General features: G+C 67.4%; 23 protein-coding genes and 1 tRNA gene. 15 read left to right on the forward strand and 9 right to left on the reverse strand.

Annotated elements, in window-relative coordinates; genetic code table 11:
- The first annotated feature begins 1 nt into the window (after position 1).
- Positions 2 to 1,447, forward strand: a complete 1,446-nt coding sequence (locus AC07U4_RS02655; RefSeq protein ID WP_495194340.1) for an efflux transporter outer membrane subunit — start codon at positions 2 to 4, stop codon at positions 1,445 to 1,447.
- A gap of 86 nt (positions 1,448 to 1,533) precedes the next feature.
- Complete coding sequence (locus AC07U4_RS02660) at positions 1,534 to 2,190, forward strand: GntR family transcriptional regulator (protein ID WP_495194341.1); 657 nt, start codon at positions 1,534 to 1,536, stop codon at positions 2,188 to 2,190.
- 93 nt (positions 2,191 to 2,283) lie between these two features.
- Here the strand turns inward: AC07U4_RS02660 and AC07U4_RS02665 are convergent.
- Positions 2,284 to 2,360: transfer RNA gene (locus AC07U4_RS02665), tRNA-Pro, on the reverse strand.
- A 205-nt stretch (positions 2,361 to 2,565) separates the two neighbouring features.
- Here AC07U4_RS02665 and yajC point away from each other — a divergent pair.
- Genes yajC through AC07U4_RS02685 form a run of 4 tightly spaced genes read left to right on the forward strand, consistent with a single transcriptional unit; the run spans position 2,566 to position 5,875 of the window.
- The gene (gene yajC, locus AC07U4_RS02670) at positions 2,566 to 2,904 is read left to right on the forward strand and encodes a preprotein translocase subunit YajC (RefSeq protein WP_038659408.1); all 339 of its coding nucleotides are present in this window, start codon (positions 2,566 to 2,568) and stop codon (positions 2,902 to 2,904) included.
- Positions 2,904 to 4,505, forward strand: a complete 1,602-nt coding sequence (secD, locus tag AC07U4_RS02675) for a protein translocase subunit SecD (protein ID WP_495194342.1) — start codon at positions 2,904 to 2,906, stop codon at positions 4,503 to 4,505. Before yajC ends, secD begins: the two co-directional genes overlap by 1 nt.
- Positions 4,506 to 4,521: 16 nt before the next feature.
- Positions 4,522 to 5,496 (forward strand): protein translocase subunit SecF, encoded by a 975-nt coding sequence (gene secF, locus AC07U4_RS02680; protein WP_495194343.1) that lies wholly within the window; start codon positions 4,522 to 4,524, stop codon positions 5,494 to 5,496.
- Between the two features lie 10 nt (positions 5,497 to 5,506).
- Positions 5,507 to 5,875, forward strand: coding sequence for an Mth938-like domain-containing protein (locus AC07U4_RS02685; protein ID WP_495195001.1), 369 nt, complete (start codon positions 5,507 to 5,509; stop codon positions 5,873 to 5,875).
- Here the strand turns inward: AC07U4_RS02685 and AC07U4_RS02690 are convergent.
- Together AC07U4_RS02690 and AC07U4_RS02695 are read right to left on the reverse strand one after the other, a co-directional pair.
- Positions 5,857 to 7,065, reverse strand: a complete 1,209-nt coding sequence (locus tag AC07U4_RS02690) for a glycosyltransferase (protein WP_495194344.1) — start codon at positions 7,063 to 7,065, stop codon at positions 5,857 to 5,859. The two genes, AC07U4_RS02685 and AC07U4_RS02690, sit on opposite strands and share 19 nt — an antisense overlap.
- A 50-nt stretch (positions 7,066 to 7,115) precedes the next feature.
- The gene (locus tag AC07U4_RS02695) at positions 7,116 to 7,940 is read right to left on the reverse strand and encodes a phosphoheptose isomerase (RefSeq protein WP_495194345.1); all 825 of its coding nucleotides are present in this window, start codon (positions 7,938 to 7,940) and stop codon (positions 7,116 to 7,118) included.
- Between the two features lie 91 nt (positions 7,941 to 8,031).
- Here AC07U4_RS02695 and AC07U4_RS02700 point away from each other — a divergent pair, with 91 nt between their 5' ends.
- Positions 8,032 to 9,000, forward strand: coding sequence for an outer membrane protein assembly factor BamD (locus AC07U4_RS02700; RefSeq protein ID WP_038659425.1), 969 nt, complete (start codon positions 8,032 to 8,034; stop codon positions 8,998 to 9,000).
- Between the two features lie 89 nt (positions 9,001 to 9,089).
- Positions 9,090 to 10,748 (forward strand): DNA repair protein RecN, encoded by a 1,659-nt coding sequence (gene recN, locus AC07U4_RS02705; protein ID WP_495194346.1) that lies wholly within the window; start codon positions 9,090 to 9,092, stop codon positions 10,746 to 10,748.
- Between the two features lie 34 nt (positions 10,749 to 10,782).
- Here the strand turns inward: recN and AC07U4_RS02710 are convergent, their stop codons facing one another.
- Positions 10,783 to 11,763 (reverse strand): SDR family oxidoreductase, encoded by a 981-nt coding sequence (locus AC07U4_RS02710; protein ID WP_495194347.1) that lies wholly within the window; start codon positions 11,761 to 11,763, stop codon positions 10,783 to 10,785.
- A 162-nt stretch (positions 11,764 to 11,925) separates the two neighbouring features.
- On the opposite strand from AC07U4_RS02710, the gene ligA reads away from it, so the two are divergent.
- From ligA to AC07U4_RS02730, 4 genes are all read left to right on the forward strand, one after another.
- Positions 11,926 to 14,076, forward strand: a complete 2,151-nt coding sequence (ligA, locus tag AC07U4_RS02715; protein WP_495194348.1) for an NAD-dependent DNA ligase LigA — start codon at positions 11,926 to 11,928, stop codon at positions 14,074 to 14,076.
- A gap of 169 nt (positions 14,077 to 14,245) precedes the next feature.
- Complete coding sequence (locus AC07U4_RS02720) at positions 14,246 to 17,584, forward strand: TonB-dependent receptor (RefSeq protein ID WP_495194349.1); 3,339 nt, start codon at positions 14,246 to 14,248, stop codon at positions 17,582 to 17,584.
- A 103-nt stretch (positions 17,585 to 17,687) separates the two neighbouring features.
- Positions 17,688 to 18,800 carry a sensor histidine kinase gene (locus AC07U4_RS02725; RefSeq protein WP_495194350.1) on the forward strand — a complete coding sequence of 371 codons (1,113 nt, stop codon included), beginning with the start codon at positions 17,688 to 17,690 and terminating at the stop codon, positions 18,798 to 18,800.
- Positions 18,797 to 19,597, forward strand: a complete 801-nt coding sequence (locus AC07U4_RS02730) for a LytR/AlgR family response regulator transcription factor (RefSeq protein WP_038659443.1) — start codon at positions 18,797 to 18,799, stop codon at positions 19,595 to 19,597. Before AC07U4_RS02725 ends, AC07U4_RS02730 begins: the two co-directional genes overlap by 4 nt.
- A 44-nt stretch (positions 19,598 to 19,641) precedes the next feature.
- On the opposite strand, the gene AC07U4_RS02735 is transcribed toward AC07U4_RS02730, so the two are convergent.
- From AC07U4_RS02735 to AC07U4_RS02750, 4 genes are all read right to left on the reverse strand, one after another.
- Complete coding sequence (locus AC07U4_RS02735) at positions 19,642 to 19,788, reverse strand: lmo0937 family membrane protein (protein WP_137897336.1); 147 nt, start codon at positions 19,786 to 19,788, stop codon at positions 19,642 to 19,644.
- 110 nt (positions 19,789 to 19,898) lie between these two features.
- Positions 19,899 to 20,687, reverse strand: a complete 789-nt coding sequence (locus AC07U4_RS02740) for a 3'(2'),5'-bisphosphate nucleotidase CysQ (RefSeq protein ID WP_495194351.1) — start codon at positions 20,685 to 20,687, stop codon at positions 19,899 to 19,901.
- The gene (locus AC07U4_RS02745) at positions 20,680 to 22,029 is read right to left on the reverse strand and encodes a TldD/PmbA family protein (RefSeq protein ID WP_495194352.1); all 1,350 of its coding nucleotides are present in this window, start codon (positions 22,027 to 22,029) and stop codon (positions 20,680 to 20,682) included. Before AC07U4_RS02745 ends, AC07U4_RS02740 begins: the two co-directional genes overlap by 8 nt.
- Positions 22,030 to 22,227: 198 nt before the next feature.
- Positions 22,228 to 22,947, reverse strand: a complete 720-nt coding sequence (locus tag AC07U4_RS02750) for an FMN-dependent NADH-azoreductase (protein ID WP_495194353.1) — start codon at positions 22,945 to 22,947, stop codon at positions 22,228 to 22,230.
- Positions 22,948 to 23,027: 80 nt separating this feature from the next.
- Between AC07U4_RS02750 and AC07U4_RS02755 the strand changes: the two genes are divergently transcribed.
- Complete coding sequence (locus AC07U4_RS02755) at positions 23,028 to 23,936, forward strand: LysR substrate-binding domain-containing protein (protein WP_495194354.1); 909 nt, start codon at positions 23,028 to 23,030, stop codon at positions 23,934 to 23,936.
- A gap of 19 nt (positions 23,937 to 23,955) precedes the next feature.
- Here the strand turns inward: AC07U4_RS02755 and ubiA are convergent, their stop codons facing one another.
- The gene (gene ubiA / locus AC07U4_RS02760; protein WP_495194355.1) at positions 23,956 to 24,870 is read right to left on the reverse strand and encodes a 4-hydroxybenzoate octaprenyltransferase; all 915 of its coding nucleotides are present in this window, start codon (positions 24,868 to 24,870) and stop codon (positions 23,956 to 23,958) included.
- A gap of 92 nt (positions 24,871 to 24,962) precedes the next feature.
- On the opposite strand from ubiA, the gene AC07U4_RS02765 reads away from it, so the two are divergent.
- Together AC07U4_RS02765 and AC07U4_RS02770 are read left to right on the forward strand one after the other, a co-directional pair.
- Positions 24,963 to 25,136, forward strand: a complete 174-nt coding sequence (locus AC07U4_RS02765; RefSeq protein ID WP_169742517.1) for a hypothetical protein — start codon at positions 24,963 to 24,965, stop codon at positions 25,134 to 25,136.
- A complete protein-coding gene (locus AC07U4_RS02770) occupies positions 25,133 to 25,882 on the forward strand; it encodes a 16S rRNA (uracil(1498)-N(3))-methyltransferase (RefSeq protein WP_495194356.1) in 750 nt (249 codons plus the stop codon). The genes AC07U4_RS02765 and AC07U4_RS02770 overlap by 4 nt, the downstream gene beginning before the upstream one ends.
- Positions 25,883 to 25,886: the final 4 nt, after the last annotated feature.

The raw sequence follows: 25,886 nt of genomic DNA on the forward strand, positions 1-25,886 counted from the left end.
GATGCAAATTCTCCGCTCCCCTTCCCTTCTGCTCATCCCGGCACTGGCGCTCGGCGCCTGTACGGTCGGCCCAAACTACGCCGGTCCGCCCAGGACGCTCGCCGACACCGCCGCCCCCGCCGGTTTCAAGCGCGGCGGCCCGCTCGCCTCGCCGGCGGCGCCGGGCGTCGCCGCCTGGTGGACGCAGCTCAACGATCCGCTGCTCACCCAGCTCGAGACGCAGGCGCTCGCCGCCAACCCGAACATTGCGGTGGCGACGGCACGGTTGCGGCAGGCGCGCGCCTCGCTGCGGCTGGAGCGCGCCAATCAGGCACCGAGCGCGAATGCGTCGGCAGTCTATCTGCACGCGCGCATTCCCGGGTTCGACTTCGGCGGCACGAGCGGCAGCGACACCGGCGCCAGCGCGGTCGACGTCTACAACCTCGGCTTCGATGCGAGCTGGGAGGTCGATCTGTTCGGTGGCCGCCGCCGCTCGGTCGAGGCCGCACGGGCGCAGGCCGAGGCGGCGGAGGCAAACGTCGCCGATGCGCAGGTCAGCCTCACCGCCGACGTCGCCCAAGCCTATGTCAATCTGCGCGACGTCCAGCGCCGCATCGCCTTGGCGCGCGACGCGGCGCGGATGCAGCAGCAGATGCTCATGCTTACCCAGCAGCGGTTCGGGCAAGGCGCCGCCTCCGATCTCGATGTCGAGCGGCTGCGTGGCCAGGTCGAGTCGACCAACGGCCAGATCGTGCCGCTCCAGGCCGAGCTCGAAAGCTACCTCAACGCGCTGGCGGTTTTGACCGGACAGGAGCCAGGCGCCCTCGATGCGCGACTGAGCCCGATCGGCGCAGTGCCGTTGCCCCCCGCCGCGGTCGCGGTCGGCGATCCCGCCGCCTTGCTCAAGCGACGTCCGGACATCCGCGCGGCCGAACGACAGTTGGCGCAGCGCACCGCACAGGTCGGCGTCGCTGACGCGGCGCGCTTCCCGCGGCTCAACATCCTCGGGCTGATCGGCCTCGGCGGGACCAAGCTCTCCGACATCAGCCCGGACAAGCTGGTCGGCCTCGCCGCGCCGATGCTGCAATGGAATTTCCTCGACTTCGGTCGCAACCGCGCGCGGATCAATCAGGCCGAGGGCCAGCGCGACGAGGCCGAGGCGCAATATCGCGGCACCGTGCTCGGCGCGCTGAAGGATGCGGAGGATGCCCTCTCCCGCTTCGGCCATCGCCGCGAGACGGTCGCCAGCCTGTTGCGCAGTAAGGCGAGTGCCGATCGTGCCGCCGATCTGATGCAGCAACGCTTCCGCGCCGGCACCGCGACGTTGATCGACACGCTCGACGCCGAGCGGCAGCGGGTCGCCGCCGAACAGAATCTGTCGGCGGGCACGGCGGGGCTGACCGGCGACTTCATCGCCTTGCAGAAAGCGCTCGGCCTGGGCTGGGGGGCAGCGCCGCGAGCAGTGTGATCCGATTTGCAATATATTGATCTTGCGGCCGGATTCTGGAAGAGGACCGTATACGCGTCGCGATCGTCGCGCTGGGAAACAAGCCGATGAGCATCGTCGTACGGACCCTTTCCGATCAGGTCTTCGAAATCGTCCGCGAACGGATCGTCGATGGATCGATCCGCGCCGAAGCGCCGATCCGGCAGGATGCGCTTGCCGCGGAATTGGGGGTCAGCAAGATCCCGCTGCGCGAGGCGCTCGTCCGGCTCGAACATGAAGGGCTGATCCACAGCCAGGCGAACCGCGGCTATTCGGTCCGTGCGCTATCGGCGGAACAGGCGGATGAGATCTATGCGTTGCGGCTGGCGATCGAGCCGCGCGCCGCGGCGATCGGTGCGGCGGAGGCGGATGGCGACGACCGCAGCTATGCGACGACCTCGCTTGCCGCGCTCGAAGAGGCGCGCGGCGCTGCGCCGACCGAGATCGCGGTGCGCCATCGCCGATTTCACGTTGCGCTGGTGCGGCCCGGCGACCGCATGCTGACGACCCAGCTGATCGAGCGGCTGGCGATGCTCGCCGAACGTTATGTCATCGCGCATCTAGAGCCTGCCGGCCGGTTCGCGCGTGCCGACCGCGAACATCGCGATTTGCTCGCCGCCTGGCTCGACGGCGACGGCGACACGGTCGAGCAGCTCATGATCCAGCATCTCGAACTGACCCGCGCCGATCTGCAGGCCGAGCTGCAACACCTGCGCAACCGATAGGTCTGCGCCGCGACGCCACTTACGCAATCTGCAATGTCATTGGCTGGAGATCCCGCGGGATCGATCCGGCTCGCCCGTCCCGAGCGAATGAAATGGTCGGGGCGACAGGATTCGAACCTGCGACCCCCACACCCCCAGTGTGATGCGCTACCAGGCTGCGCTACGCCCCGACCGAGGGACCGTCGGCACATGGCCATCGATCCCGGAGCGGGGCCTGTAGGCGGGTCCGCCGGGGGATGCAAGCGGCCTTTATCGATGCTGCGCCGGGAAGAGCCGTTGCAGCGGCGCAACATTGCGCGCCGCCCTAACCGATGCTAGCGCGCGGATTATCTTGTGCGGAGGATTTCCCCCGCCGATCAGCCATGCACGGATACGATGTTGATCTCTCCAGCTTATGCCCAGACCGCCGGCAGCGCCGCTGATGCCGGCGGGTACGCCTCGCTCATCAGCTTCGCGCCGCTGCTTCTCATCTTCATCGTCTTTTACTTCCTGATGATTCGCCCGCAGCAGACCCGCATGAAGGCGTTGCAGCAGGCGGTGGCCGCGGTGAAGAAGGGCGACAGCGTCGTCACCGCCGGCGGCGTGATGGGCAAGGTCACCAAGGTCGAGGATGCGTTCGTCGAGGTCGAGATCGCGCCGAACACCCGCATCCGGGTCGTCAAGGCGACGCTCGCCGAGGTGACCGGCCTCAACACGAAGCCGGCGAACGACTGATGCTCGACTTTCCGCGCTGGAAGGTAGCGTCGATCTGGGCGGTGCTCGCGCTGCTCTGCGCGCTGTCGATCCCCAGCTTCCTGCCCGAGTCCGTCACCAACAACTGGCCGTTCCACCCGCGCATCAACAAGGGCCTCGACCTTGCGGGCGGCAGCTATCTGATGCTCGAGGCGGATACGCAGGATCTCGCGAACACGCGGATCGAGGCGATGCGCGAACAGATCCAGGGCACGATGCGCAACGGCACGCCGCGGATCGACATCGGCGACGTCTCGACGCGCAACAACCAGATCAGCTTCATGCTGCGCGACCCCAGCCAGGTCGATGCCGCGCGCGAGCGGCTGCTCGGCATCACCGGTGGCGGCGCGGGGATGACCGGCCAGCGCGAATGGGACATCCAGGTCGTCGATTCGAGCCGGTTCGTGCTCTCGCCGACGCAGGCCGGCCTGCAGCAGGCGATCAAGACGGCGATGGAAGACGCCACCGACGTCGTCCGCAAGCGCATCGACGCGCTCGGCACGCGCGAACCGACCATCGTCCGCCAGGGCGACAACCGCATCCTCGTCCAGGTGCCGGGCCTGCAAAATCCGCAGGCGCTGAAGGACCTGCTCGGCAAGACCGCCAAGCTCGAATTCAAGCTGGTCGATCAGACGGTCACCAACCCGGCGGATCTCGTCAAGGGCATCGCCCCGATCGGCAGCCAGATCCTGCCCTATCCGAAGAACCCGTCGGGCGTGCCCTTCATCGCCGTCAAACGCTCGGTGATGATCTCGGGCGACCAGCTCGCCGACGCACGCCAGGCGTTCGATCAGCAGACCAACCAGCCCAACGTCCAGATCACGTTCAACGCGGCGGGCGGCAACCGGTTCGCGCGCGTGACGCAGGCCAATGTCGGCAAGCCGTTCGCGATCATCGTCGACAATCAGGTCGTCACCGCGCCGAACATCGAGACCGCGATCCTCGGCGGCTCGGCGGTCATCAACGGCGGGTTCACCGTCGACAGTGCCAACCAGCTCGCGATCGCGCTGCGTTCGGGCAAGCTGGCGATCAACCTCAAGGTCATCGAGGAATCGACCGTCGGACCCGACCTGGGCGCGGATTCGGTGCGGGCCGGCATCCTCGCATGCTCGGTCGCGGTCGCGCTGGTCGTCGCCTTCATGTTCCTGACCTATGGGCGGTTCGGCCTCTATGCGAACATCGCCGTCGTCATCAACGTGTTCGTCATCCTCGGCGTGCTGGCTCTGCTCAACGGCACGCTGACGCTGCCGGGCATCGCCGGCTTCGTCTTGACGATCGGCACGGCGGTCGACGCCAACGTGCTCATCAACGAACGTATCCGCGAGGAACGCCGGCGCGGACGCTCGGTCGTCCAGGCGGTCGAACTCGGCTACAAGGAAGCCAGCCGGACGATCTTCGAGGCCAATATGACGCATGCCATTTCGGGCATCATCATGTTCGCGCTGGGCTCCGGTCCGGTCAAGGGCTTCGCGGTCGTGCTGCTGATCGGCATCGCCACCTCGGTCTTCACCGCCGTCACCTTCACGCGCATGCTCGTCGCGCAGTGGATCCGGCGCGAGAAGCCCAAGACGATCAACATCTGAGGCGAAAGGCCAAGACATGCGCCTCCTGAAAATCGTACCCGACAACACCAACATCGACTTCGTCCGGCTGCGCGGCCTCGCCTTCGGGCTGACGCTGCTGCTGAGCGTGATCGCGGTCGGGCTGACCGTCTACAAGGGCCTCAACTTCGGCGTCGACTTCGTCGGCGGCCTGATGATCGAGGAGAAGTTCGCCACCCCGCCCGATCAGAACAAGGTGCGTTCGGTGATCGACGGCCTCGGCGTCGGTGAAGCCGCGTTGCAGCAGCAGGGCGGTCCGCAGACGCTGATCATCCGCCTGCCGGTGCAAGAAGGTGCGGACGAAGGTGCGACCAACGCCGTTGTGAAGAAGGTGGAAACCGCGCTGGCACGCGCCTTCCCCGGGGCGACGTTCAGCCGTTATTCGACCGTGTCCGGCAAGGTGTCCGGCGAGCTGATCCGCAACGGCGTGCTCGCCGTCGTGCTGGCGGTGCTCGGCATCGGCCTGTTCGCGATCCTGCGCTTCGAATGGCAGTTCGGCGTCTCCACCATCGTCGCGATCGTCCACGATCTGCTGATGACGGTCGGCTTCTTTGCCTTGTCTCGGTTCGAGTTCGACCTCAACATCATCGCCGCGGTGCTGACCATCATCGGCTATTCGATCAACGACAAGATCGTCATCGACGATCGCATCCGCGAGAACATGCGCCGCTATCGCAAGATGGACATGCGCGAGATCATCAACCTGTCGGTCAACGAAACGCTGCCGCGCACCGTGATGACCTCCGTGACGATCCTGCTCGCGCTCGTCGCGATGCTGCTGCTCGGCGGCCACGTGCTGCGCGGCTTCACCGCCGCAATGATCCTCGGCATCGTCGTCGGCACCTATTCGTCGATCTACGTATCGTCGTCGATGCTCATCACGCTGGGTCTTCGCGCCGAGCCGACCGGCGCCGACAAGCCGACCCGCGGCGTCGCCGACAATGCGGAGCGCGTCGGCCCGCGCGAGGGCTGAGGCGATGCGGATGCAGGCAGACGCGCAGACCGGCGGCCCGATCGTCCGCGGCTTCGTTGGCAGTGGGTTTCGCGTCGACGACGAGCATGTGGTACGCGCTCTGTTGATGACGCATGAGACGGCGGTCGAATGGACCCCGCCGGCGCTTTCGGTGCTCGGCGAGGATGCGTTGCAGTTGCTGATCGACGCCGATCCGGAGTTCATCCTGATCGGCACCGGGGCGACGTTGGTGCGGCCGCCGGTCGCGCTGGTCAGCGCGCTCGAGGATCGCGGGATCGGCGTCGAGGCGATGGATAGCCGTGCCGCCGCGCGCGCCTGGGGCGTGCTGCGTGGCGAGGGGCGCGTGATCGGTGCGGCGCTCTACCCGCTCGACGCCTGACGCGTCCGGATCGTCCTGCGCCGGCCGTGGCGAACGAGCCCGCGTAGATGATCGACCAAGGCGGCGGTATTCGCCTCCCAGGTGAAGGCCGACGCGGTGGCGCGCACCGCCTCCGGCTCCGGCGGCGCCGCGAGCAGGTCGGCAATCGCCACGGCGAACGATGCCGGATCGCGGTGCGCGATGCGCCCGGCGGCGCGCGAGGCAACGACCTCGCGTGCACCACCCGCATCGGAGATGACGATCGGCGTCCCGCAGGCGAGCGCCTCCAGCCATGCGTTGGCCAGCCCCTCGGACGTGGAGGCCAGCGCCATGACGTCCGCCGCCGCACAGATCGCCGGAAGTTCGCCGTGCGGCACCGCACCGAGCAGGTGCAGGCGATCCGCACATCCCAATTCGTCGGCCAGAGCCAGCAGCCGCGCGCGCTCCGGTCCATCGCCTGCAATCGCCAATGCGACTCCCGGCAAGGCCGCCACGGCCCGGAGCACCAGATCGTGGCCCTTGCGTGAAATCAGCGCGCCGAGTGACAGCACCAGCGGCCCCGTCAGCCCCAGCGCCGTCCTCGCGGCCGGGCGGTCCGCGACCGGCCGGAACCGTGCCAGATCCACACCGGTGAGATGAACGCGGATACGCTCCTCCGGCATGCCGAGCGCCGCCATGTCCGTCCGCATGGCGGCGCTGACCGCGAGCAGGCCGTCGGCGCCGTGGGAGGCGGCGATGACCTGCGCGGCGGTCGGGCCGCTGGTGCCCCAATGGTGGATATCGGCGCCGCGCGCCTTGATCGACACCGGCACGCCATAGCGCTCGCCCAATGTCACCGCGGCCGGGCCGTCCGGAAAGAAGAAGGAGGCGTCGATGACATCAAAGGCGAAGTCGGTGCGGATGTCGTCGAGCAGCGGCACGAGCGCGCGGACCAGATGGTGTGCGTGCCAACGCCCGCCGACGCCGGGGATCGAGGTGAAACGCGGCCGATGGACGGGCAACCCGTGCCATATCTCGTGCAAGGGCAGCGTCAGCTTGTCGGCATGATGGATCAGTGCCAGCGGACCGGGCGGCAGGCCGACCGGCGCGACGACGCGAACCTCGACATCCTCGGCAGTGGCGAGGCCATGCGTCTGCCGTTCGACGAATATCCCGAAGTTCGGTCGGGTAGCGTCCGGAAACAAGGTCGAGAGCGTCAGTACGCGGAGCATGACCCGCGTACTAACCACTCGAAGTTAAAGCTTTCTCCCGACCCGTCCGGTCAGATGCGCCGGGTGCCCGGATAGGCGAACAGCAGGTCGGCGTCGGCGCTGGTGGTGATCGTCTCGCTGCCGCTGACGGTGAGGCATTCGCCCGCCTTGAAGGCGGTACCGGCGACCTCGCCCGAGCCGCTGATCGGCACCAGCCAGCCCGTCTGCCCTTCGGCCAAGGCGACGTCATGGCTGCCGGCGGACCAGCGTTCGAGGACGAATTTCGGCCCCTCGACGAGGATCGTCCGCCCCTCCCCGGCCGTGCCCGGCGAGGTGATCGGCTGATAGGGGGTCAAATGCGCCACCGCGACGCCGTCATCGAGGTGCAATTCGCGGTCGCTGCCATAATCGTACAGGCGATAGGTGGTCTCGCTATTCTGCTGCACCTCGATCAGCGTCAGCCCGCCGCCGATCGCGTGGATCGTGCCTGATGGCGCATAATAGAAATCGCCCGCCTTGACCGGCACCCAGTCGAGATCGTCCTCGATCGAACCGTCCTGCGCGTCGGTGCGCAGCTGCTCGGCAGAGATCGGCGCCTTGGGGCCGAGCGCGATCGTCGAATCGGGACGCGCCGCCAGGATCGTCCAGCATTCGTCCTTGCCGCGCGGCAGGCCGCGGGCATGCGCCTGCTCGTCGTCGGGATGGACCTGCACCGACAGTTTCTGGCCGGTGGACAGATATTTGATGAGCAGGTCGGGGGACGTGTCACCCGGCTCCTGGAACCAGATTTCGCCGATCGGCTCGCCGTCGGCGGGCGCATCCTCGAACCCGAAGCCCAGATCATGCCGGCCCCATGGCTTTTCGACGCGATGGGTGTGGAGCAGGGTAGCAGGCATGCGGGTCCTTTCGTGATCGTATCAACTCGGCGCCAACGTGCGACAGGGGGGATTGTTCGCACGGGCGGCCTTACGCTAAGAGCCTTAGCCGATGCGTATCCCCCAGTCCAAGGCGCTTGCCGCAGCGCTGATCGCCGTCCTCGCGCTTCCCGTCGCGGGCTGCGCCCGCAATCGTGCGAAGTCCGACCTGCCCTATGTCGCGCGCGACGTCGGCACGCTCTATTCGACCGCGCGCAAGCGGCTCGATCAAGGGCGCTACAAGGAAGCGGCGGTGCTGTTCGACGAGGTCGAGCGCCAGCATCCCTATTCGATCTGGGCGCGCCGCGCGCAGCTGATGAGCGCGTTCAGTTATTATCTGAACAAGGATTACACGCAGAGCATCCAGTCGGCGCAGCGCTTCCTGTCGGTCCATCCCGGCAACCGCGACGCCCCTTATGCCTATTACCTCGTCGCGCTGAGCTATTACGAGCAGATCCGCGACGTCACGCGTGACCAGAAGATCACCCGCCAGGCGCTCGACGCGCTCGGCGAACTGACCCGCCGCTATCCCAACACGCGCTATGCTTCCGACGCCCGGCTGAAGATCGACCTCGTCAACGATCACCTTGCCGGCAAGGAGATGGAAGTCGGCCGCTTCTACGAAACGCGCGGCCAGTGGCTCGCCGCGACGCTGCGGTTCCGCACCGTGATCGACAAGTTCCAGACGACCACGCACACGCCCGAAGCGCTGATGCGGCTGACCGAGAGCTATCTCGCCGTCGGCCTGCCCGACGAGGCGCAGAAGGCGACCGCGGTGCTCGGCGCCAATTATCCGGGAAGCGACTGGTACAATCACGCTTACGAGTTGATGCAGAAGCATCCGGTCAAGCCCGTTGCGCCGATCCCGGCGGGGCAGCCGATCATCCCGGCCGGCACGCCTGGTGCGAAGGCACAGACGCTGCCCGGCGAATCGGGCACCGCGACGCCCAAGGCCGAGGCCCCCGGTGCGCCCACCCCGGTCGGGACGACCGGCGGCACCACCGGCGGGCCGGTGCCGAGCACCGAGACGCCGACGAGCTGATGGATCGCGGCGCGCCGGCCGACACTTTCGTGACGGACCGGAACGTTTAGGGATCAACATCCCGGTAACGCCGCGCTATATCGACCGCGATGCTGACCGCGCTGTCCATTCGCGATGTGGTGCTGATCGAGGCGCTCGACCTGGAATTCGGGCACGGGCTCGACGTGCTCACCGGCGAGACCGGGGCGGGCAAGTCGATCCTGCTCGATGCCCTGGGGCTGGCGCTCGGCGGCCGTGGCGAGACGGGTCTCGTCCGTCATGGCGCGACCCAGGCGGTCGTCACCGCGACCTTCGATCCGCCGAACGGCCCGCTTGCCGCGTTGCTCGACGACAATGGCGTGGAGATCGAGCCGGGAGAGCCGTTGCTGGTGCGCCGGATCGTCAAGGCCGACGGCGGCAGCCGCGGCTTCGTCAACAACCAGCCCGCCGGCGCTGCGCTGCTCCGCGAGATGGCGCCGATGCTCGTCGAGATCCACGGCCAGCACGACGATCGTGGCCTGCTCAATCCGCGCGGCCATCGCGCCTTGCTCGACGCGTTCGGCCGGGTCGATCCGGGCGACACCGCGCGCGCCTGGACGACGCTGCGCGCGGCGGAGACCAAGCTGGCCGCCGCGCGTGCCGAGATCGAGACCGCGGCGCGGGATCGCGATTGGCTGGAACATGCGGTCGGCGAACTTACCACGCTCGCCGCCGAGCCCGGCGAGGAGGAAGCGCTGGCCGACAAGCGGCGCGGGATGCAGCGCGCCGAGAAGATTGCCGACGAGCTTGCCGCGATCGACGACTATCTCGAAGGATCGAACGGCGGCCTCGCGCAGCTGCGCCAGGCGGCACGCGTCCTCGAACGGATCGCCGAGGATCATGCCGCGCTGGGCGAGGCGCTCGCCGCGATCGACCGCGCGGTGATCGAGGCGACTGTTGCCGAAGAGCAATTGGCCGAGGCGCGACGCGACCTCGCCTTCGACCCGCGCGCGCTGGAGGAGGACGAGGCACGCCTGTTCGAGCTGCGTGGCATGGCGCGCAAGCATCGCGTCCAACCCGACGAACTCGCGGCGCTGACGGAGGATCTTCAAACCAAGCTGGAACGGCTCGAAGCCGGCGAGGACGGCATCGCCGTGCTGGAGACCGCCGTTGCCGCGGCACGGGCCGATTACGACGCCGCCGCCGACATCCTGTCCCGGCGTCGCCATGCCGCCGCCGAACGGCTCGACGTTGCGGTGGCCGGCGAGCTGGCGCCGTTGAAGCTCGACGCGGCGCGCTTCCGCACCGTCGTCGTCACGCATGCGCCGGACGGCTGGTCGTCGCATGGCAAGGATCGGGTCGAGTTCGAGATCGCGACCAACCCGGGCGCGCCCTTCGCGCCGCTCGCCAAGATCGCCTCGGGGGGCGAGCTGTCGCGCTTCATCCTCGCGCTCAAGGTCGCGCTCGCGGAGGAAGGTGGCGCGGCGACGATGATCTTCGACGAAATCGACCGCGGCGTCGGCGGGGCGGTGGCGAGCGCGATCGGCGAGCGGCTGGCGCGGCTTGCCGAACACACCCAATTGCTGGTCGTCACCCATTCGCCGCAGGTCGCCGCGCGCGGTGCCGAGCATCTGCTGATCGCCAAGAGCCACGACGGCACGGTGACGCGCACCGGCGTCCGCGTGCTCGACGAAGCGGAACGGCGCGAGGAGATCGCGCGCATGCTGTCGGGCGCGACCGTCACCGATGAGGCGCGCGCACAGGCGGAACGGCTGCTCGAAACGGCCTGACCGCGGGGCCGGCGAATCGGCCCCGCGCTACTGGTCAGATCGCACCCGTGCCGCCATTGGCGCCGAACGCGCTGCCCGTCGTGAAGCTGTTGCCGCTATCCGCCAGCGCCACGTAGAGGCCGGCGAGCTCCGCCGGCTGCCCCGCCCGCCCCATCGGCGTGTCCTGCCCGAATTCGTGCATCTTGCCGGGCAATTGCCCGCCGGCGACCTGCAACGGCGTCCAGATCGGTCCGGGTGCCACCATGTTGACGCGGATACCCTGTTTGCCGAGCTGCTTGGCGAGCGCCTTGGTGAAGATCAGGATCGCCCCCTTGGTCGAGGCGTAATCGAGCAACTCCTCCTCGGGCGCGACCGAATTGACCGAGCCGGTGTTGATGATCGCTGCACCCGGCTTCATCAGCGGGATCGCCGCCTTGCTGAGATGGAACATCGCATAGACGTTGGTCTTCATCGTCCGGTCGAATTGCTCGGCGGTGATCTCGGCGATCGATTGCTTCGATTGCTGATAGGCGGCGTTGTTGACGAGGATGTCGATTCCGCCCAGCTCGCGATTGGCGCGGGCGATGAGGTCGCGGCAGAATTTTTCGTCGGTCAGGTCGCCGGGGATCAGCACGACCTTGCGCCCCTCCGCCCGCAACAGCCGCGCGACGTCCTGCGCATCGGGCTCCTCGGTCGGGAAATAGTTGATCGCGACGTCGGCACCCTCGCGCGCGAAGGCGATCGCCGCGGCGCGGCCGATGCCCGAATCGCCGCCGGTGACGAGCGCCTTGCGCCCGGTCAGCTTGCCCGAGCCGCGGTAACTCGTTTCGCCGCAGTCGGGCACCGGCTTCATCTCGCGCTGCAACGCCGGCCATTTCTGCTTCTGTTCGGGGAAAGGCTGGTTGGTGAACTTCGTCCGCGGGTCGGCCGGCGCCGCGGCGGGGCCGGTCTGCGCGATCGCCGATCCGGCGACGGCAGCGGCGCCGACGACGGCGGCACCCTTGAACAGGTCGCGGCGGTTGGTCTGATCGGTCATGGCAGGGCTCCGGAAGGCGTTGGTAGGAAAAGCTCCCGCACGCCCCGATAGTTCATCGATCGAGGAAGATTATTGCGGTTTTACAGCAAGATATTCGATGACGGGATCGCCCAGTCGCGGCGAGCCTTGCCCGACCGGCCCTTGCTCCCCTACCCCGCTGCTATGACCGACCTGCCCAAGACCGCGCCGGACGCCGCCGCCGAGCTCGAAACACTCGCGGCCGAGATCGCCCATCACAACCAGCGCTATCACAGCGAGGATGCGCCCGAGATCTCCGACGCCGCCTATGACGCGCTGGTCCGGCGCAACGCCGCGATCGAAGCGGCCTTCCCGGAGCTCGTCCGTGCCGATTCGCCGAACCGGCAGGTCGGCGCCGCCCCCGCCGCGCATCTGGCCAAGGCGCCGCATGCCCGGCCGATGACCAGCCTCGACAATGCGTTCAGCGAGGAAGACGTCGTCGAATTCGTCGCGCGTATCCGGCGCTTCCTGCGGCTCGACGCCGACGAGCCGGTCCTGCTCACCGCCGAGCCCAAGATCGACGGCCTGTCGTGCTCGCTGCGCTATGTCGACGGCGTGCTCGAACAGGCCCTCACCCGCGGCGACGGCCGGATCGGCGAGGACGTCACCGCCAACGTCCGCCATATCGCCGACATCCCGCACCGCCTCCCCGCCGACGCCCCGGCGGTGTTCGAGGTCCGCGGCGAGGTCTATATGGCGAAGGCCGATTTCACCGCGCTCAACCGGCGCCTGCTCGACGAGGCCGAGGACCCCGGCAAGGCACGCCAGTTCGCCAATCCGCGCAATGCCGCCGCCGGCTCGCTGCGCCAGAAGGCCGCGCGCGTCACCGCCACCCGGCCGCTGCGCTTCTTCGCCTGGGGCTGGGGCGATCACGACACATTGCCCGAGCCGACGCAGTCGGCGATGGTCCAGCATGTCCGCAACTGGGGCTTTCGCGTCGCCGACGACGATCTGATCACGCCGCTGACCCCCAATATCGCCGTCGCCGGCGATGCGGCCGACGTCCTGCGCACCTATGCGGGGATCGAGGCGCAGCGCGCCGATTTGCCGTTCGACATCGACGGCGTCGTGTACAAGCTCGACCGGCTCGACTGGCAGGAGCGGCTCGGCGTCGTCGGCCGCGTGCCGCGCTGGGCGATCGCGCACAAATTCCCCGCCGAACAGGCGCAGACCACGCTGGAACGGATCGACATCCAGGTCGGCCGCACCGGTGCGCTGACCCCCGTCGCGCGACTCGCACCGGTCACCGTCGGCGGTGTGGTCGTGACCAACGCCACACTGCACAATGCCGACGAGATCGAGCGGCTCGGCGTGCGCGAGGGCGATCGCGTCGTCGTCCAGCGCGCCGGCGACGTCATTCCGCAGATCGTCCGCAACCTCACGCCGGAGGCGGACCGCCCCGCCTGGCCCTTCCCGCGCAGCTGCCCCGATTGCGGATCGACCGTCGAACGCGACGAGGGCGAGGTCGTCTATCGCTGCACCGGCGGGCTGATCTGCCCGGCGCAGCGGGTCGAGCGGCTGATCCACTTCGTCTCGCGCCACGCCTTCGACATCACCGGGCTCGGCGCAACGTTGATCGAGGCCTTCTTCACCGACGGCCTGATCCAGTCGCCCGCCGACATCTTCCGTCTCACCGAGGACCAGCTCGCCGCGCGCAAAAAGGATGGGCGGACGTGGGCGGCCAATCTGGTCGCGGCGATCGCCGCGCGGCGCGAGATTGCGCTCGACCGTTTCCTGTTCGCGCTCGGCATCCGCCACGTCGGCGAGATCACCGCCCGCGATCTCGCCCGCCGCTATCGCTCGATCCGCGCGCTCGGCGCGATGCTGCGCCACGCGGTCTTCCTCCACCACCGGATCGAGCCGGTGATCGGCGAGACCGAACGCAAGTTCGTCCTGCGCCGCGACCGGTTGCTCGTCGCGGCGATCGAGACGCCGGGGATCGGCCCCGAAGTCGCGGGCGCGCTGATCGGCTTCTGCGCCGAGCGCCACAACCGCGATGTCGTCTTCGACCTGTTGCGCGAAGTGCGCCCGACCGAATTGGTGTGGGAAACGCGCGCGTCGCAGGTGAGCGGCAAGACCGTGGTGTTCACCGGCAAACTCGAGACCCTGTCGCGTGACGAGGCGAAGGCACAGGCCGAGGCGCTGGGCGCGCGCGTCTCCGGATCGGTGTCGGCCAAGACCGATCTGGTCGTCGCAGGCGCGGATGCGGGGTCCAAGCTCAAGAAGGCGAGCGACCTCGGCGTGACCGTGATCAGCGAGGCGCAATGGGCTGAAATCGTTGGTGAAACCATCTGAGTTGCGCGACCTCGGCGTGGCTTTTTTGCAACGCAAAAAATTGAACGATCACAGCCGCACCGCCGACCTCGCGATTGTCACAAACTCGCAATATTAAGAACCCAAGGGCCGCGGCAACGGCAAACAGCCGACCGCGATTCCGAGCAGAAGCTCAAAGGGGACTTATTCGATGCGAAACAACCTACTTTTGGGCGCGGCTGCGGTCGCGCTCATCGTTCCGGCCGCCGCATCGGCGCAGGAGACGACGTCGACCATTCGCGGCACCGTGACTGCCAATGGTGCGCCCGTCGCGGGCGCGTCGGTCGTCATCATCAACGTCCCGTCGAACACGCGGGCGGAAACCACGACCGGAGCCGATGGCGCCTTCACGCAGTCCGGCCTTCGCGTCGGTGGGCCGTTCACCGTTGAAGTCACCAGCCCCCAGGGCAACACGACGGTCACGGACGTGTATACCGTCGCGCAGCAGGCGTTCGAGCTGCCCGTCGAACTCGCCGGAGCGACGGCCTCGGGTGCCGCCGGTGAGGACATCGTCGTCACGGCGCGATCGATCGCCGGCGCCGGTACGGTCGGCACCGCGCTGCGTACGGTCTTGACCCAGGCGGACATTCGGAAGGTCGCGTCGGTAAACCGCGACATCCGCGATATCGAACGCCGTGATCCGCTTGCGACGCTCGATCTGTCGAACAGCCGCGCGGTCAGCTTCGCCGGCGTCAATCCGCGCTTCAACCGGTTCACCATCAACGGTGTGCAGGTCGGCGACAATTTCGGCCTCAACTCGGATGCGAACCCGACCGGCCGTGGTCCGGTGCCCTTCGACGCCATCAGCCAGGTGTCCGTCTCCGTCGCACCTATCGACATCCGCCAGGGCAATTTCCAGGGCGGTGCGATCGACACCGTGTTGCTGTCCGGCACCAACGAGTTTCATGGCACCGGATTCTATTCGGAGAGTCGCAACAAGTGGCAGGGCAACCGCATCGGATCGAACCGGGTCGTGCTGCCCAGCTACAATTCGAAGACCTACGGGGCGACGCTTTCGGGACCGCTGATCGCCGACAAGCTCTTCTTCATGGTGTCGGCGGAGCGTAACACCGATCCGCGTCCGCTCAGCGTGACCAACTTCACCTCGATCAACGGCGTGACGCAGTCGCAGGTCGATCAGGTGACCAATATCGCCAAGAGCGTCTACAATTACGATCCGGGCGGTTTCGTATCGATCAACAATCAGAAAGACGAGAAGATCGTCGGTCGGATCGACTGGAACATCACCGACCGCCAGAAGCTGTCGCTGTCCTATATCAACGCCTATGAATCGAGCACCGTTGCACAGGGAACGAGCGCCTCGACGACGGCGCCCGCAGTCGGCCTGGCGTCGAACTATTATCAGCGTAGCGTGCTGCTTCGCGCCGGCATCGCGCAGCTGAATTCCGACTGGACCGACAACTTCTCGACCGAGACGCGCTTCCTCTACAAGTCGAACAAGGTCGGTCAGGACTCGCTCCTCGGCACCAATTTCGCGCAGTTTGCCGTTTGCACCGCGCCGACGAGCATCAATAATGGATCGTCGTCGACGAATTCGGCCAGCAGCTGCGGCACCGGCGTTCCGCAGATCATCTTCGGTCCGGATATCAGCCGGCAGGCGAACCAGTTGTTCTTCGATACCTGGGGCGGATCGATCCAGGCGCGCTACACGGCCGAAGGCCATGAGATCAAGTTGCTCGCCGAAGTCAACGCGAACCGCACGTACAACTATTTCCTCCAGCGCGTGAACGGCGCTTATTATTTCGACTCGATCGCTGATTTTCAGAACCGGTCGGCTTCGCAGTTCGATTACTCCAACGCCGTATCGCTTACCCCGACCGACGCGGCTGCGGACTTCAAGTACCAGCAATATACGTTTGGCTTGCAGGATACGTGGGACATCACGAATACCCTGCAGCTGACCTATGGCGCCCGTTACGATCTCTACGCACAACGGTCGCCAGTCGCTCCGAACAACGCCTTCTTCAATCGCTACGGCTTCTACAATACGAAGACGTTCAAGGGCCTCGACAATTTCCAGCCGCGCATCATGGCGCAGTGGAAGCCGATCCATGACCTCGCGTTGCGCGCGACGGCCGCGGTCTATGGCGGCGGGTCGCCGGACATCTATCTGTCGAACAGCTACTCGAACACCGGCGTGCTCACCAACCGGATCACCACGGTCACGCGGGCAGCGGCGGCGGCTGGCGCCGTTGCCGGATCGCAGAACACGGCGACCTGCACGGCCTATACCGGCGCAAATGCGGGCGTCTGCACCGCCGCGCTTAACGGCGTGACGGGAACGTCCATCCCGACGGTCGTCAACAATTATCTCGCGACCAACATCGCAGGCCTGTCGACCGCGCCGACCAACGAACTGGCGCAGGACTTCAAGCTGCCGTCGGTAACGAAGCTGACCGCATCGGCGGATTACAAGCTCTTCGGCTTCAACGTCGGAGTCACCTACCTCTACACCAAGACGAACCAGGCGGTGACGTTCACGGATATCCGTTCGATCGTCGTCGGCACGCTGCCGGATGGCCGCCCCCGTTACGGCAGCCGCACGACGTTCGGCGATACCAATCAGGATATCCTGCTGACCAACACGACGAAGGGGCGCAGCCACATCTTCGTTGGCCATTTCGACAAGACGTTCGACTTCGGTCTCTCGCTTGGCGGCAGCTACACCTACCAGGACGTCAAGGACGTCAGCCCGGCCTCGTCCTCGACGGCGTCCTCGAACTATTTCAACGTTGCCATGTCGGACCCCAACAATGCGACGCTGGGTATTTCGGCCGACCAGACGAAATGGGCCTTCAAATACAGCCTCGGTTATGATCACGCATTCTTCGGTGACTACAAGACGACGCTGCAGCTGTTCGGCGAGACGCGCGCGGGACGGCCGTTCAGCTACACCATGCAGAGCGCCGGCAGCGGTCGCTCGGCCGTCTTCGGCGTGATCGGCGGCGCAAACCTGGGTACCAACTCCGATCAGCGCTATCTGATGTACGTGCCGACGAGCACGACCGATCCTCTGGTCAGCTATGACAGCGCAGCGACCGCAACGGCGCTCGACGGCCTGATCAACAACACCAAGCTGAAGGACTATCGCGGCAGGATCGCGGCGCGGAATATCGATCGGAATCGCGCGTTCACCCGTATCGACCTTCATCTCGAGCAGGAAATCCCAACGTTCATCGGCAAGTCGCGACTGTCGATTTTCGGCGACATCGAGAACCTGCCCAATCTGATCAACCACAATTGGGGTGGCCTGCGTCAGCTCGCTTTCCCGCAATACGCGTCGGTCGTGCAGGTTCAGTGTCTCACCACCGCGGCTACCGCCGCCAATCCGAACCCGGCGGTCGCCACCAGCACGGCGCAGCCTTGTGCCCAATATCGCTATTCGAGCTATCGTACGCCGAACACGGCGATCCCGAGCATCAACAACTCGCTCTACCTTATCCGCGTCGGCGCCCGCTTCTCCTTCTAAGGACAGCGCCAGCCGCACGGCTCATCGGGCCGCCGCTCCTCCTCGGGAGCGGCGGCCCTTCTTTTTTGCACCGGCGGGATCACCCGTGTAGAGACGCCCCGACATGGCGACCCTTCCCGCCCCATCCCGCCCGGCGCTCAACGTGCGTCCGTTCTTCGAGAACAAAAGCCGCGCCTTCTGGACGTTGCAGGCGGTCGGCTGGACCGGCTATCTGCTGCTCCGCGGCGCCTCGACGCTGACCAATCTGTCGCTCGACGCGATCATCCCGGTGATCGTCGAGGCGATCGTCGGTTATTGCGTCACGCTGCTACTCTCGACCTTCTACGGCTATTTCCGTGGGCTGGCGCGCGCGCCGGGGCTGTTGCTGACCGTCCTCGCCTTCGCCGCGGCAACCTTGTTCTTCGCCTTTCTCGACGCTTTCACCTGGTCGCTGATCCAGAACGGCCAGCCCGGCGTGACGCTGCCGCGGCTGCTCGTCTCCTTCTACGTCGCCTTCACGGTGATGGCGGGATGGTCGGCGCTGTATTTCGGGATCAATTTCTATCTGATCGTTGAGCAGCAGATCGACGAGATGCAGCATCTCGAAAATCAGGCGTCGTCGGCGCAGCTCGCGATGCTGCGCTACCAGCTCAACCCGCATTTCCTGTTCAACACGCTCAACTCGATCTCAACCTTGGTGCTGCTCAAACAGACCGAGCGTGCGAATGCGATGCTGAGCCGGCTGTCGTCGTTCCTGCGCTACACGCTCGCCAACGAGCCGACCGCGCATGTCACCGTGGCGCAGGAAGTGGAGACGCTGAAACTCTATCTCGAGATCGAGAAGATGCGGTTCGAGGAGCGGCTGCGGCCGGTGTTCGACATCGATCAGGCGGCCGAACGCGCGCGGCTGCCGTCGCTGCTGCTCCAGCCGCTGGTCGAGAATGCGATCAAATATGCGGTCAGCACGCAGGAGGAAGGCGCCGAAATCTGTGTTCGCGTGCGGCTCGCCGGGGATCGCGTGCAGATCGGCGTATCCGACACCGGACCGGGTTTGCTCGACGGCCGTGTGATGCCAAGCCTTTCAACCGGCGTGGGTCTCCCCAATATTAGGGAGCGGCTGATCCAGGCCTATGGCCCGGACCACCGCTTCGAGACGCGTACCGCGCCGGCTGGAGGCTTTTCGGTGGAGATCGAAATTCCCTTCCAGCTCGACGATCTGAGTAGAGAGGCCGCATGACGATCAGAACCATCCTGGTGGACGACGAACCGCTCGCGATCCAGGGATTGGAGCTCCGGCTCCAGGCGCATGATGATATCGAGATCATCGAGAAATGCTCCAACGGCCGCGAGGCGATCCGCGCGATCAAGACGCACAAGCCCGACCTCGTCTTCCTCGATATCCAGATGCCGGGGTTCGACGGGTTTTCGGTGGTGCAGGGGCTGATGGAGGTCGAGCCGCCGCTGTTCGTCTTCGTCACCGCTTATTCGGACCATGCGCTCCGCGCCTTCGAGGCGCAGGCGGTCGACTATCTGATGAAGCCGGTCGAGGAGGCGCGGCTCGCCGATACGATCGAGCGGGTGCGGCAGCGCTTGTCCGAGAAGCGCGGCGTCGAGGAGGTCGAGAAGCTCAAGGAGGTGCTCGCCGAGCATGCCCCCGAGGCGGCGGCCGATATGGTCGAGGGCGGCGATGCGGTCAGCGCCAATCGCTTCGAAAAGCTGATTAACATCAAGGATCGCGGTCAGATCTTCCGCGTCGACGTCGATACGATCGAGCGGATCGACGCGGCGGGCGACTACATGTGCATCTACACCGGCGACAACACGCTGATCCTGCGCGAAACGATGAAGGATCTGGAGAAGCGGCTCGATCCGCGGCGCTTCCAGCGGGTGCACCGGTCGACGATCGTCAATCTCGATCTCGTCAAGCAGGTCAAGCCGCACACGAATGGCGAATGCTTCTTGGTGCTCAACTCGGGCGCCAGCGTGAAGGTCAGCCGCAGCTACCGCGACGTGGTCGCGCGCTTCGTGCATTGATACGGACGGCGACGGCCTCCACCCGGGAAGCCGTCGCCGGCGGGTCAGAGTGCCTTGCGGCCGGTGAAGAGCTGGATCAGGCCGACGATGATCGCGACGACCAGCAGGATGTGGATGAGACCACCGGCGATGTGGAGCGAGAAGCCCAGCAGCCAGAGGATCAGCAGGATTACGGCAATCGTCCACAACATTGTACGGCTTCCCTTCCAAGGCGAGCGGCCAACGGGCCGTCGTGCGGAATAAAACGTTACGCAGGCGTTGCATGTTCCGTTGGCCGATCAACCAATTGGAACGGCACGGCTCAGTGGCCGAATGCGGCGTGGGCGCGATCCGCCAGCCAGGCCAGGGCCTCGGCATGGATGCCCGGCGCGGCGACCATCACGCCGAAGGCGGTGGGATCGGGCTTGTTGTAGCGGAGCGGGGCGCCCAGCGCGTCGCTGACCGTTGCGCCCGCCTCCGCGGCGATCAGCGCGGCGGCGGCAATGTCCCATTCGTTGCCCCAGCGCAGCGTAGTCAGCAGATCGGCCTCGTCGGCGGCGACCATCGCCATCCGCAGGGCGATCGAATTGGGCTTGTGGACCGGGGTGAGATGCCGGTCGATCTTGGGGAGCGCATCGGTCGGCACGCGTGCCCCCGCCAGCACGTTGCGGTCGCCGGCGTGGAGTGCCACGTCGTTGCGCCACGCCCCCTGCCCCCGCGTCGCATGCCAGCGCTCATCGCGCGCCGGGGCGTCGAGCACGCCGAGCACCACCTCGCCGTCATCGACCAGCGCCACCGAGACCGCCCAGCCCGGCCGGCCGCGGATATAGTCGCGGGTGCCGTCGATCGGATCAACCACCCAGACGCGCGACCGCCGGAGCCGGTCGGGACTGTCGACCGTCTCTTCCGACAGCCAGCCGGCATCGGGCAGCAGCCCGGCGAGCCGGGCGCGCAGCATCCGGTCGACGTCGAGATCGACCTCGCACACCGGGCTGCCCGGGGTTTTCTCCCAGCGCGCGAAATCGGTCTGCCAGCGGGCGAACGCCATCGCCGCCGCCTCGCGCGTCACCGCGACCACCGCGGCGGTCAGGTCGGCGATCGCCTCAGCCACTCGCGACCGTCATGCCGTCGACCCGCACCGTCGGCACGTTGATGCCGTGACGGAATTCGAGATCGTTCGCGGGGGTGAGCGCAAGGAACATGTCCTTGAGATTGCCGGCGACGGTGAATTCCGCGACGGGGCCGGCGATCTGCCCGCCGACGATGCGGAAACCCGCGGCGCCGCGGCTGTAATCACCGGTTACGCCGTTAATGCCCTGCCCGATCAGCTCGGTGACGTAGACGCCATCGGCGATGTCGGCGATCAGCGTCGCGACGGGGACGATGCCGGCGGCCATATAGAGGTTGCTCGGCGACACGCCGGGACCGCCGCCGACGCCGCGCGCGGCATGGCCGGTCGGCTCCAGCCCCAATTGCCGCGCCGACCCGCTGTCGAGCAGCCAGGTCTCCAGCATGCCGTTCTCGACGATCGCGACCGGCGACACCGGCAGCCCCTCGCCGTCGAACGGCCGCGAGCGCAGCCCGTGCGGGCGATGGGGATCGTCGCAGATCGACACGCCGCCGGCGAACACCTGCGTGCCGAGCGCGTCGAGCAGGAAGCTGGTCTTGCGCGCGATCGCCTGTCCGGAGATCGCGCCGGTGAGATGGCTGAGCAGCGACGAGCCGACGCGCGGGTCGAACACCACCGGCATCGGCCCGCTCGCGACGCGGCCCGGGTTGCGGCGCGCGACGGCGCGTTCGCCGGCGCGGCGGCCGATCGCGTCGGGGCTGTCGAGATGCGCGCGCTTGCGGGCGGCGTGGTACGCATAATCGCGTTCCATGCCGGTCGCGGCATCGCCGGCCAGCACGCTCGCGGACAGGCTGTAGGCGGTCGCGGCATAGGCGCCGGCGAAGCCGTGGCTGGTCGCCAATGCCCAGATCGAGCGCGACGCGCTGGCGCCGCCGCCCTCGCTGTTGGTGACGCCGGGCACCGCGCGGGCGGCATCCTCCGCCGCCAGCGCCCATTCGCGTAATTCGGCCGGGGTCGGCTCGTCGCCGTCGGCAAGGTCGAGCAGCGGCGGCGCGCCGTGCATCAGCCGGTCCTGCGGCGCGAGCCCGGCCCAGCGATCCTCGGGCGCCTCGCGTGCCATCGCGACGGCGCGGTCGACCAGCGCATTGGTCGCGTCGGTCGACAGATCGGAGGTGGAGACGCTCGCCGACCGCTGGCCGACGAAGACGCGCAGGCCGAGTTCCTCGCTTTCCGAGCGGCCGACATCCTCCAGCGCGCCGAGGCGGACGGAGAGGTCGAGCGAGGCGTCGGCGGCGAAGACGGCATCGGCGGCGTCGGCTCCGGCACGGACGGCACGGGCGACGATATCGGCGGCGCGATCGCGCGCCTGATCGGGGGTCAGCATCGTTCCGACTTAGGGGGCCAACCGGCGGGATGCTAGGCCCCGCAATTGTGGCGAATTAAGGCAACGTGGACAAGATGGACACCTTAACGGAAACGATCCGGCCCCATCGTTTCCGTTTTTGCGATGATGGGAGAAGAACAGGTGCGACATGGCCGGCAGTATACGGTGACATCGCCCTGTAGGACATAGGGGGAACGGTCAGTCGGCAGGAAGGGCTTGGCCTTCGGTCGCGCAGAGCGTGTCGACCAAGTCGTCGACGGCCGTTTCCGCTGCGGCGATCGAGGCGGCGAGGCGTTCGTCTCCGAATTCGTCATATTCGATCGCGATGGTCCGGCTGCCGGTGAGGCCGATATAGCCGAGGGGTACGGTCAGCCCGGCCTCTACAAGATTCATGCCGGCGAGCCGTTCGCCGGGTCCATAGCCGTGATCGCCGCGCGCGGTGAGGATGATGAGCCGCTTGCTGGTGGGCAGCATCGGCCAATAGGGTTCGCCGTCGCGCGAGCGATCGAAGCCGAAGGTGAGACCGACCCGCACGATGTTGTCGATCCACGCCTTCAGCTGCGACGGCACCCCGAAATTGTACATGGGGACGCCGACGACCAGCAGATCGGCACCGAGAAGCTCCTCAGTCAGCGCGTCACTTTCGCGCAGACGCGCGGCCTGTTCGATAGAGCGGCGCTCCACCGGCGTGAAGCTCGCGTCGATCCAGGCGGCGTCGACAGGTGTCGGCGGATGGGCAGCGACGTCGCGGCGGAGGACGATATCTGCAGGTCGCCGTGCCTGCCACCTTGTGACGAAGCGATGCGACAATCGTCGACTGTGTGAGCCGTGGGGTTGATCGTCCGAACGGCCGAACCGGGCGCTCGCATCGATGTGGAGCAGGCGGCGGGGCTTATCGGCATCGCTGTACATCGTCATATTGTCCTCATCCATGATGCCGCTAATTTATCGCTCCGCTTCGTCAGCGACGAACGCGAATCGCTCAGGGGGTAGCTGAGATGCCTTCATCCATCGTCAGCCGCCGCGACCTCCCGCCACTGGCGACGCTGCGCGCGTTCGAAGCTGCCGCGCGACATCTCAGTTTCCGCATGGCGGCGGCGGAGCTCGGCGTGACGCCGACCGCGATCAGTCATCAGGTGCGCCTGCTCGAAGAGACGCTGGGTCAGGCGATGTTCGTCCGCCATGTGCGGCGGGTATCGCTGACCCCGGCCGGGGCAATGCTCTATCCCGTCTTGCGCGACGGTTTCGACGCGTTCGCCCGCGGCGTGACGCAGCTCCGCCGCGCCCGTGCGCGGACGGCAGTGGTCGTGTCGGCAACCCGGCTGTTCACCGCGCGGCTGCTCGTCCCAGCGGTCGGCGGCTTCGCGGCGGCGCATCCGGCGATCGACCTGCATCTGCATGCCAGCGACCTATTGGTCGATCTTACCAGCGGAGGCGCGGACATCGCGATACGCTATGGCGATGGCCCGTTCGGCGACCTCGTCGCGACGCCGTTGCTGGCCGAGCGCGTCGGCGTGCTGTGCAGCCCCGCGCTGGCCGTCGCGACGCCCGACGATCTGCGGCACGTACCGCTGCTCCATTCGGAATGGACGAGCCCGGTCGCCGGGCCGGATTGGGCGAGCTGGGCGCGGCTCGCCGGGATCGAAGGGCTGCCGGTCACCACCGGGCCGCGTTTCACCGACGACGGCCATGCGCTACAAGCGGCGATCGCCGGTCATGGCGCGGTCGTCAGCAGCCTGACGCTGGCGGCGCCCGATCTGGCGGCGGAGCTGCTGGTGCATCCGTTCGGCCCGGTGATCGTCGGCGGTTCCTATCATGTCCTGACGACGCGCGCTGCGGCGGTGCGGCCGGAGATCGCTGCGGTCCGGGATTGGCTGGATGCCGTGACGCGGGTCGGCGCGGGATAGACAGCGGCAATCGCCCCCCTCATCCCGCCGCCGATGTCCCCACGACGACGCAGGCGAGGAACATCAGCAGGCCGGCGAAGCGGTTGCTGCGGAAGCGGGCGAGCGCGTTGCCGCCGTCGTCGGGGCGGAGCGTCGCAACCTGCCAGACGAGATGCGCGGCAACCGGGAGCAGCGCGAGCAAGGCGACCGGGTCCGGCTGGACGCGCCAGATCGCCGCCGCCCAGCAGGCGAGCGCCAGCGCGTAGAACAGCGCGGTGCCGCCCCTGACGTGCGCGCCCATGCGCAGCGCCGACGAGCGGACGCCGATCAGCGCGTCGTCCTCGCGGTCCTGCAGTGCGTAGATCGTGTCATAGCCGATCGTCCAGGCGATGCAGCCGGCGTAGAGCAGCCACATCGGCAGCGACAGGTCGCCGGCGACCTCGCTCCAGCCGACCAGCGCCGCCCAGGAGAAGACGAGGCCGAGCCACGCCTGCGGCCACCAGGTGATCCGCTTCATAAAGGGATAAGCGGCGACCGGCGCGAGGCTGGCCAGCGCGACGCCGGCGGCGAGCGGGCGGAGCTGGACGAGGACGACGAGGCCGATCAGGCAGAGGACGAGCAGCCAGATCCAGGCGAGCTTGAGCGAGACGAGACCGCTCGGGATGGGCCGCGCACGCGTGCGGGCGACCTGCGCGTCGAGATCGCGATCGACGATGTCGTTGTAGACGCACCCCGCCCCGCGCATCGCGATGCTGCCGGCGAGGATCCACAGGATCAGCGGCCAGCGCGTCAGCGTGCCGCCGGCGAGCGCCACCGCCCATGCCCCCGGCCAGAACAGCAGCCACCAGCCGATCGGCCGGTCGAGCCGGGCGAGCAGCGCGAGGCCGCGTGCGGTCGGCGGAAGGCGGCCGACGAGGCCGCGGTGTTCGCTGTCGGGGACGATCTCGGCTGACATGGCCCGCCTTTGCCGTGCAATCGCCGCCGCGGGCAAGGGCATGGGCGTGCTTTTGCCTCGCTATCGCGGCGGACTTGCGGCAATCGCAATGGATGATCGGGTTGTCGGTAGCGGTGGGACGGTTCGTGGAGGCGCTCTTCTGGGCGATCCTGCGCGTCGCCGGCGTGATCACCGTCGCGGTCGTCGCGGTGGCGGCGGCGGCGTTGCTGGCCTGGATCGTCGCACGCAAATTATGGGCGCGGCAACGCCGCAAAAGAGGATCATGACCGCCACCCCTGCCTGGCCGCCGCAATCGACGCCGCGGCTGTTCGTCGAGACCGAGCTGGCACCGGGGCCGCTGCGCATCGACGGACCGGCGGCGCATTATCTCGTCGCGGTGATGCGGATGGCGCCCGGCGATCCGGTGAAAGTGTTCGACGACGTCACCGGCGAATGGCTCGCGACGGCCGCCAGCGTCGGCAAACGCGAGCTGATTGTCGACGTGTCGACACGGTTGCGGCCGCGTGAGCCGGTGCCCGATCTGTGGCTGTGCGCGGCGCCGCTCAAGAAGGGGCGGATCGACTGGCTGGTCGAGAAAGCGTGCGAACTGGGCGTCGACCGGCTGGTGCCGGTGGTGACGCAGCGGACGATCGTCGACCGGCCCAAGCTCGACCGGCTGCGCAGTCATATGATCGAGGCGGCGGAGCAATGCGCGCGGACCGCTTTGCCCGTGCTCGCCGAGTCGCTGAAGCTGGCGGCGCTGCTGCGCGACTGGCCGGCGGAGCGGACGCTGTTCTTCGCCGACGAGACCGGCGGGCTGCCCGCCTTCGCGGCGATGCGCGCGCGGCGCGGGCCGGCGGCGATTCTGATCGGGCCGGAGGGCGGCTTCACCGAGGAGGAACGGGCCGCGATCCGTGCGTTGCCGCAGGCGGTGGGGATCGGCCTCGGCCCGCGCATCCTGCGTGCGGATACCGCCGCGGCGGCGGCGGTTTCCTTATGGATGGCGGCTTGCGGGGACTGGCAGGAAGACTGACTGG

The organism is Sphingomonas sp. GW821-FHT02B09 (assembly GCF_059421875.1).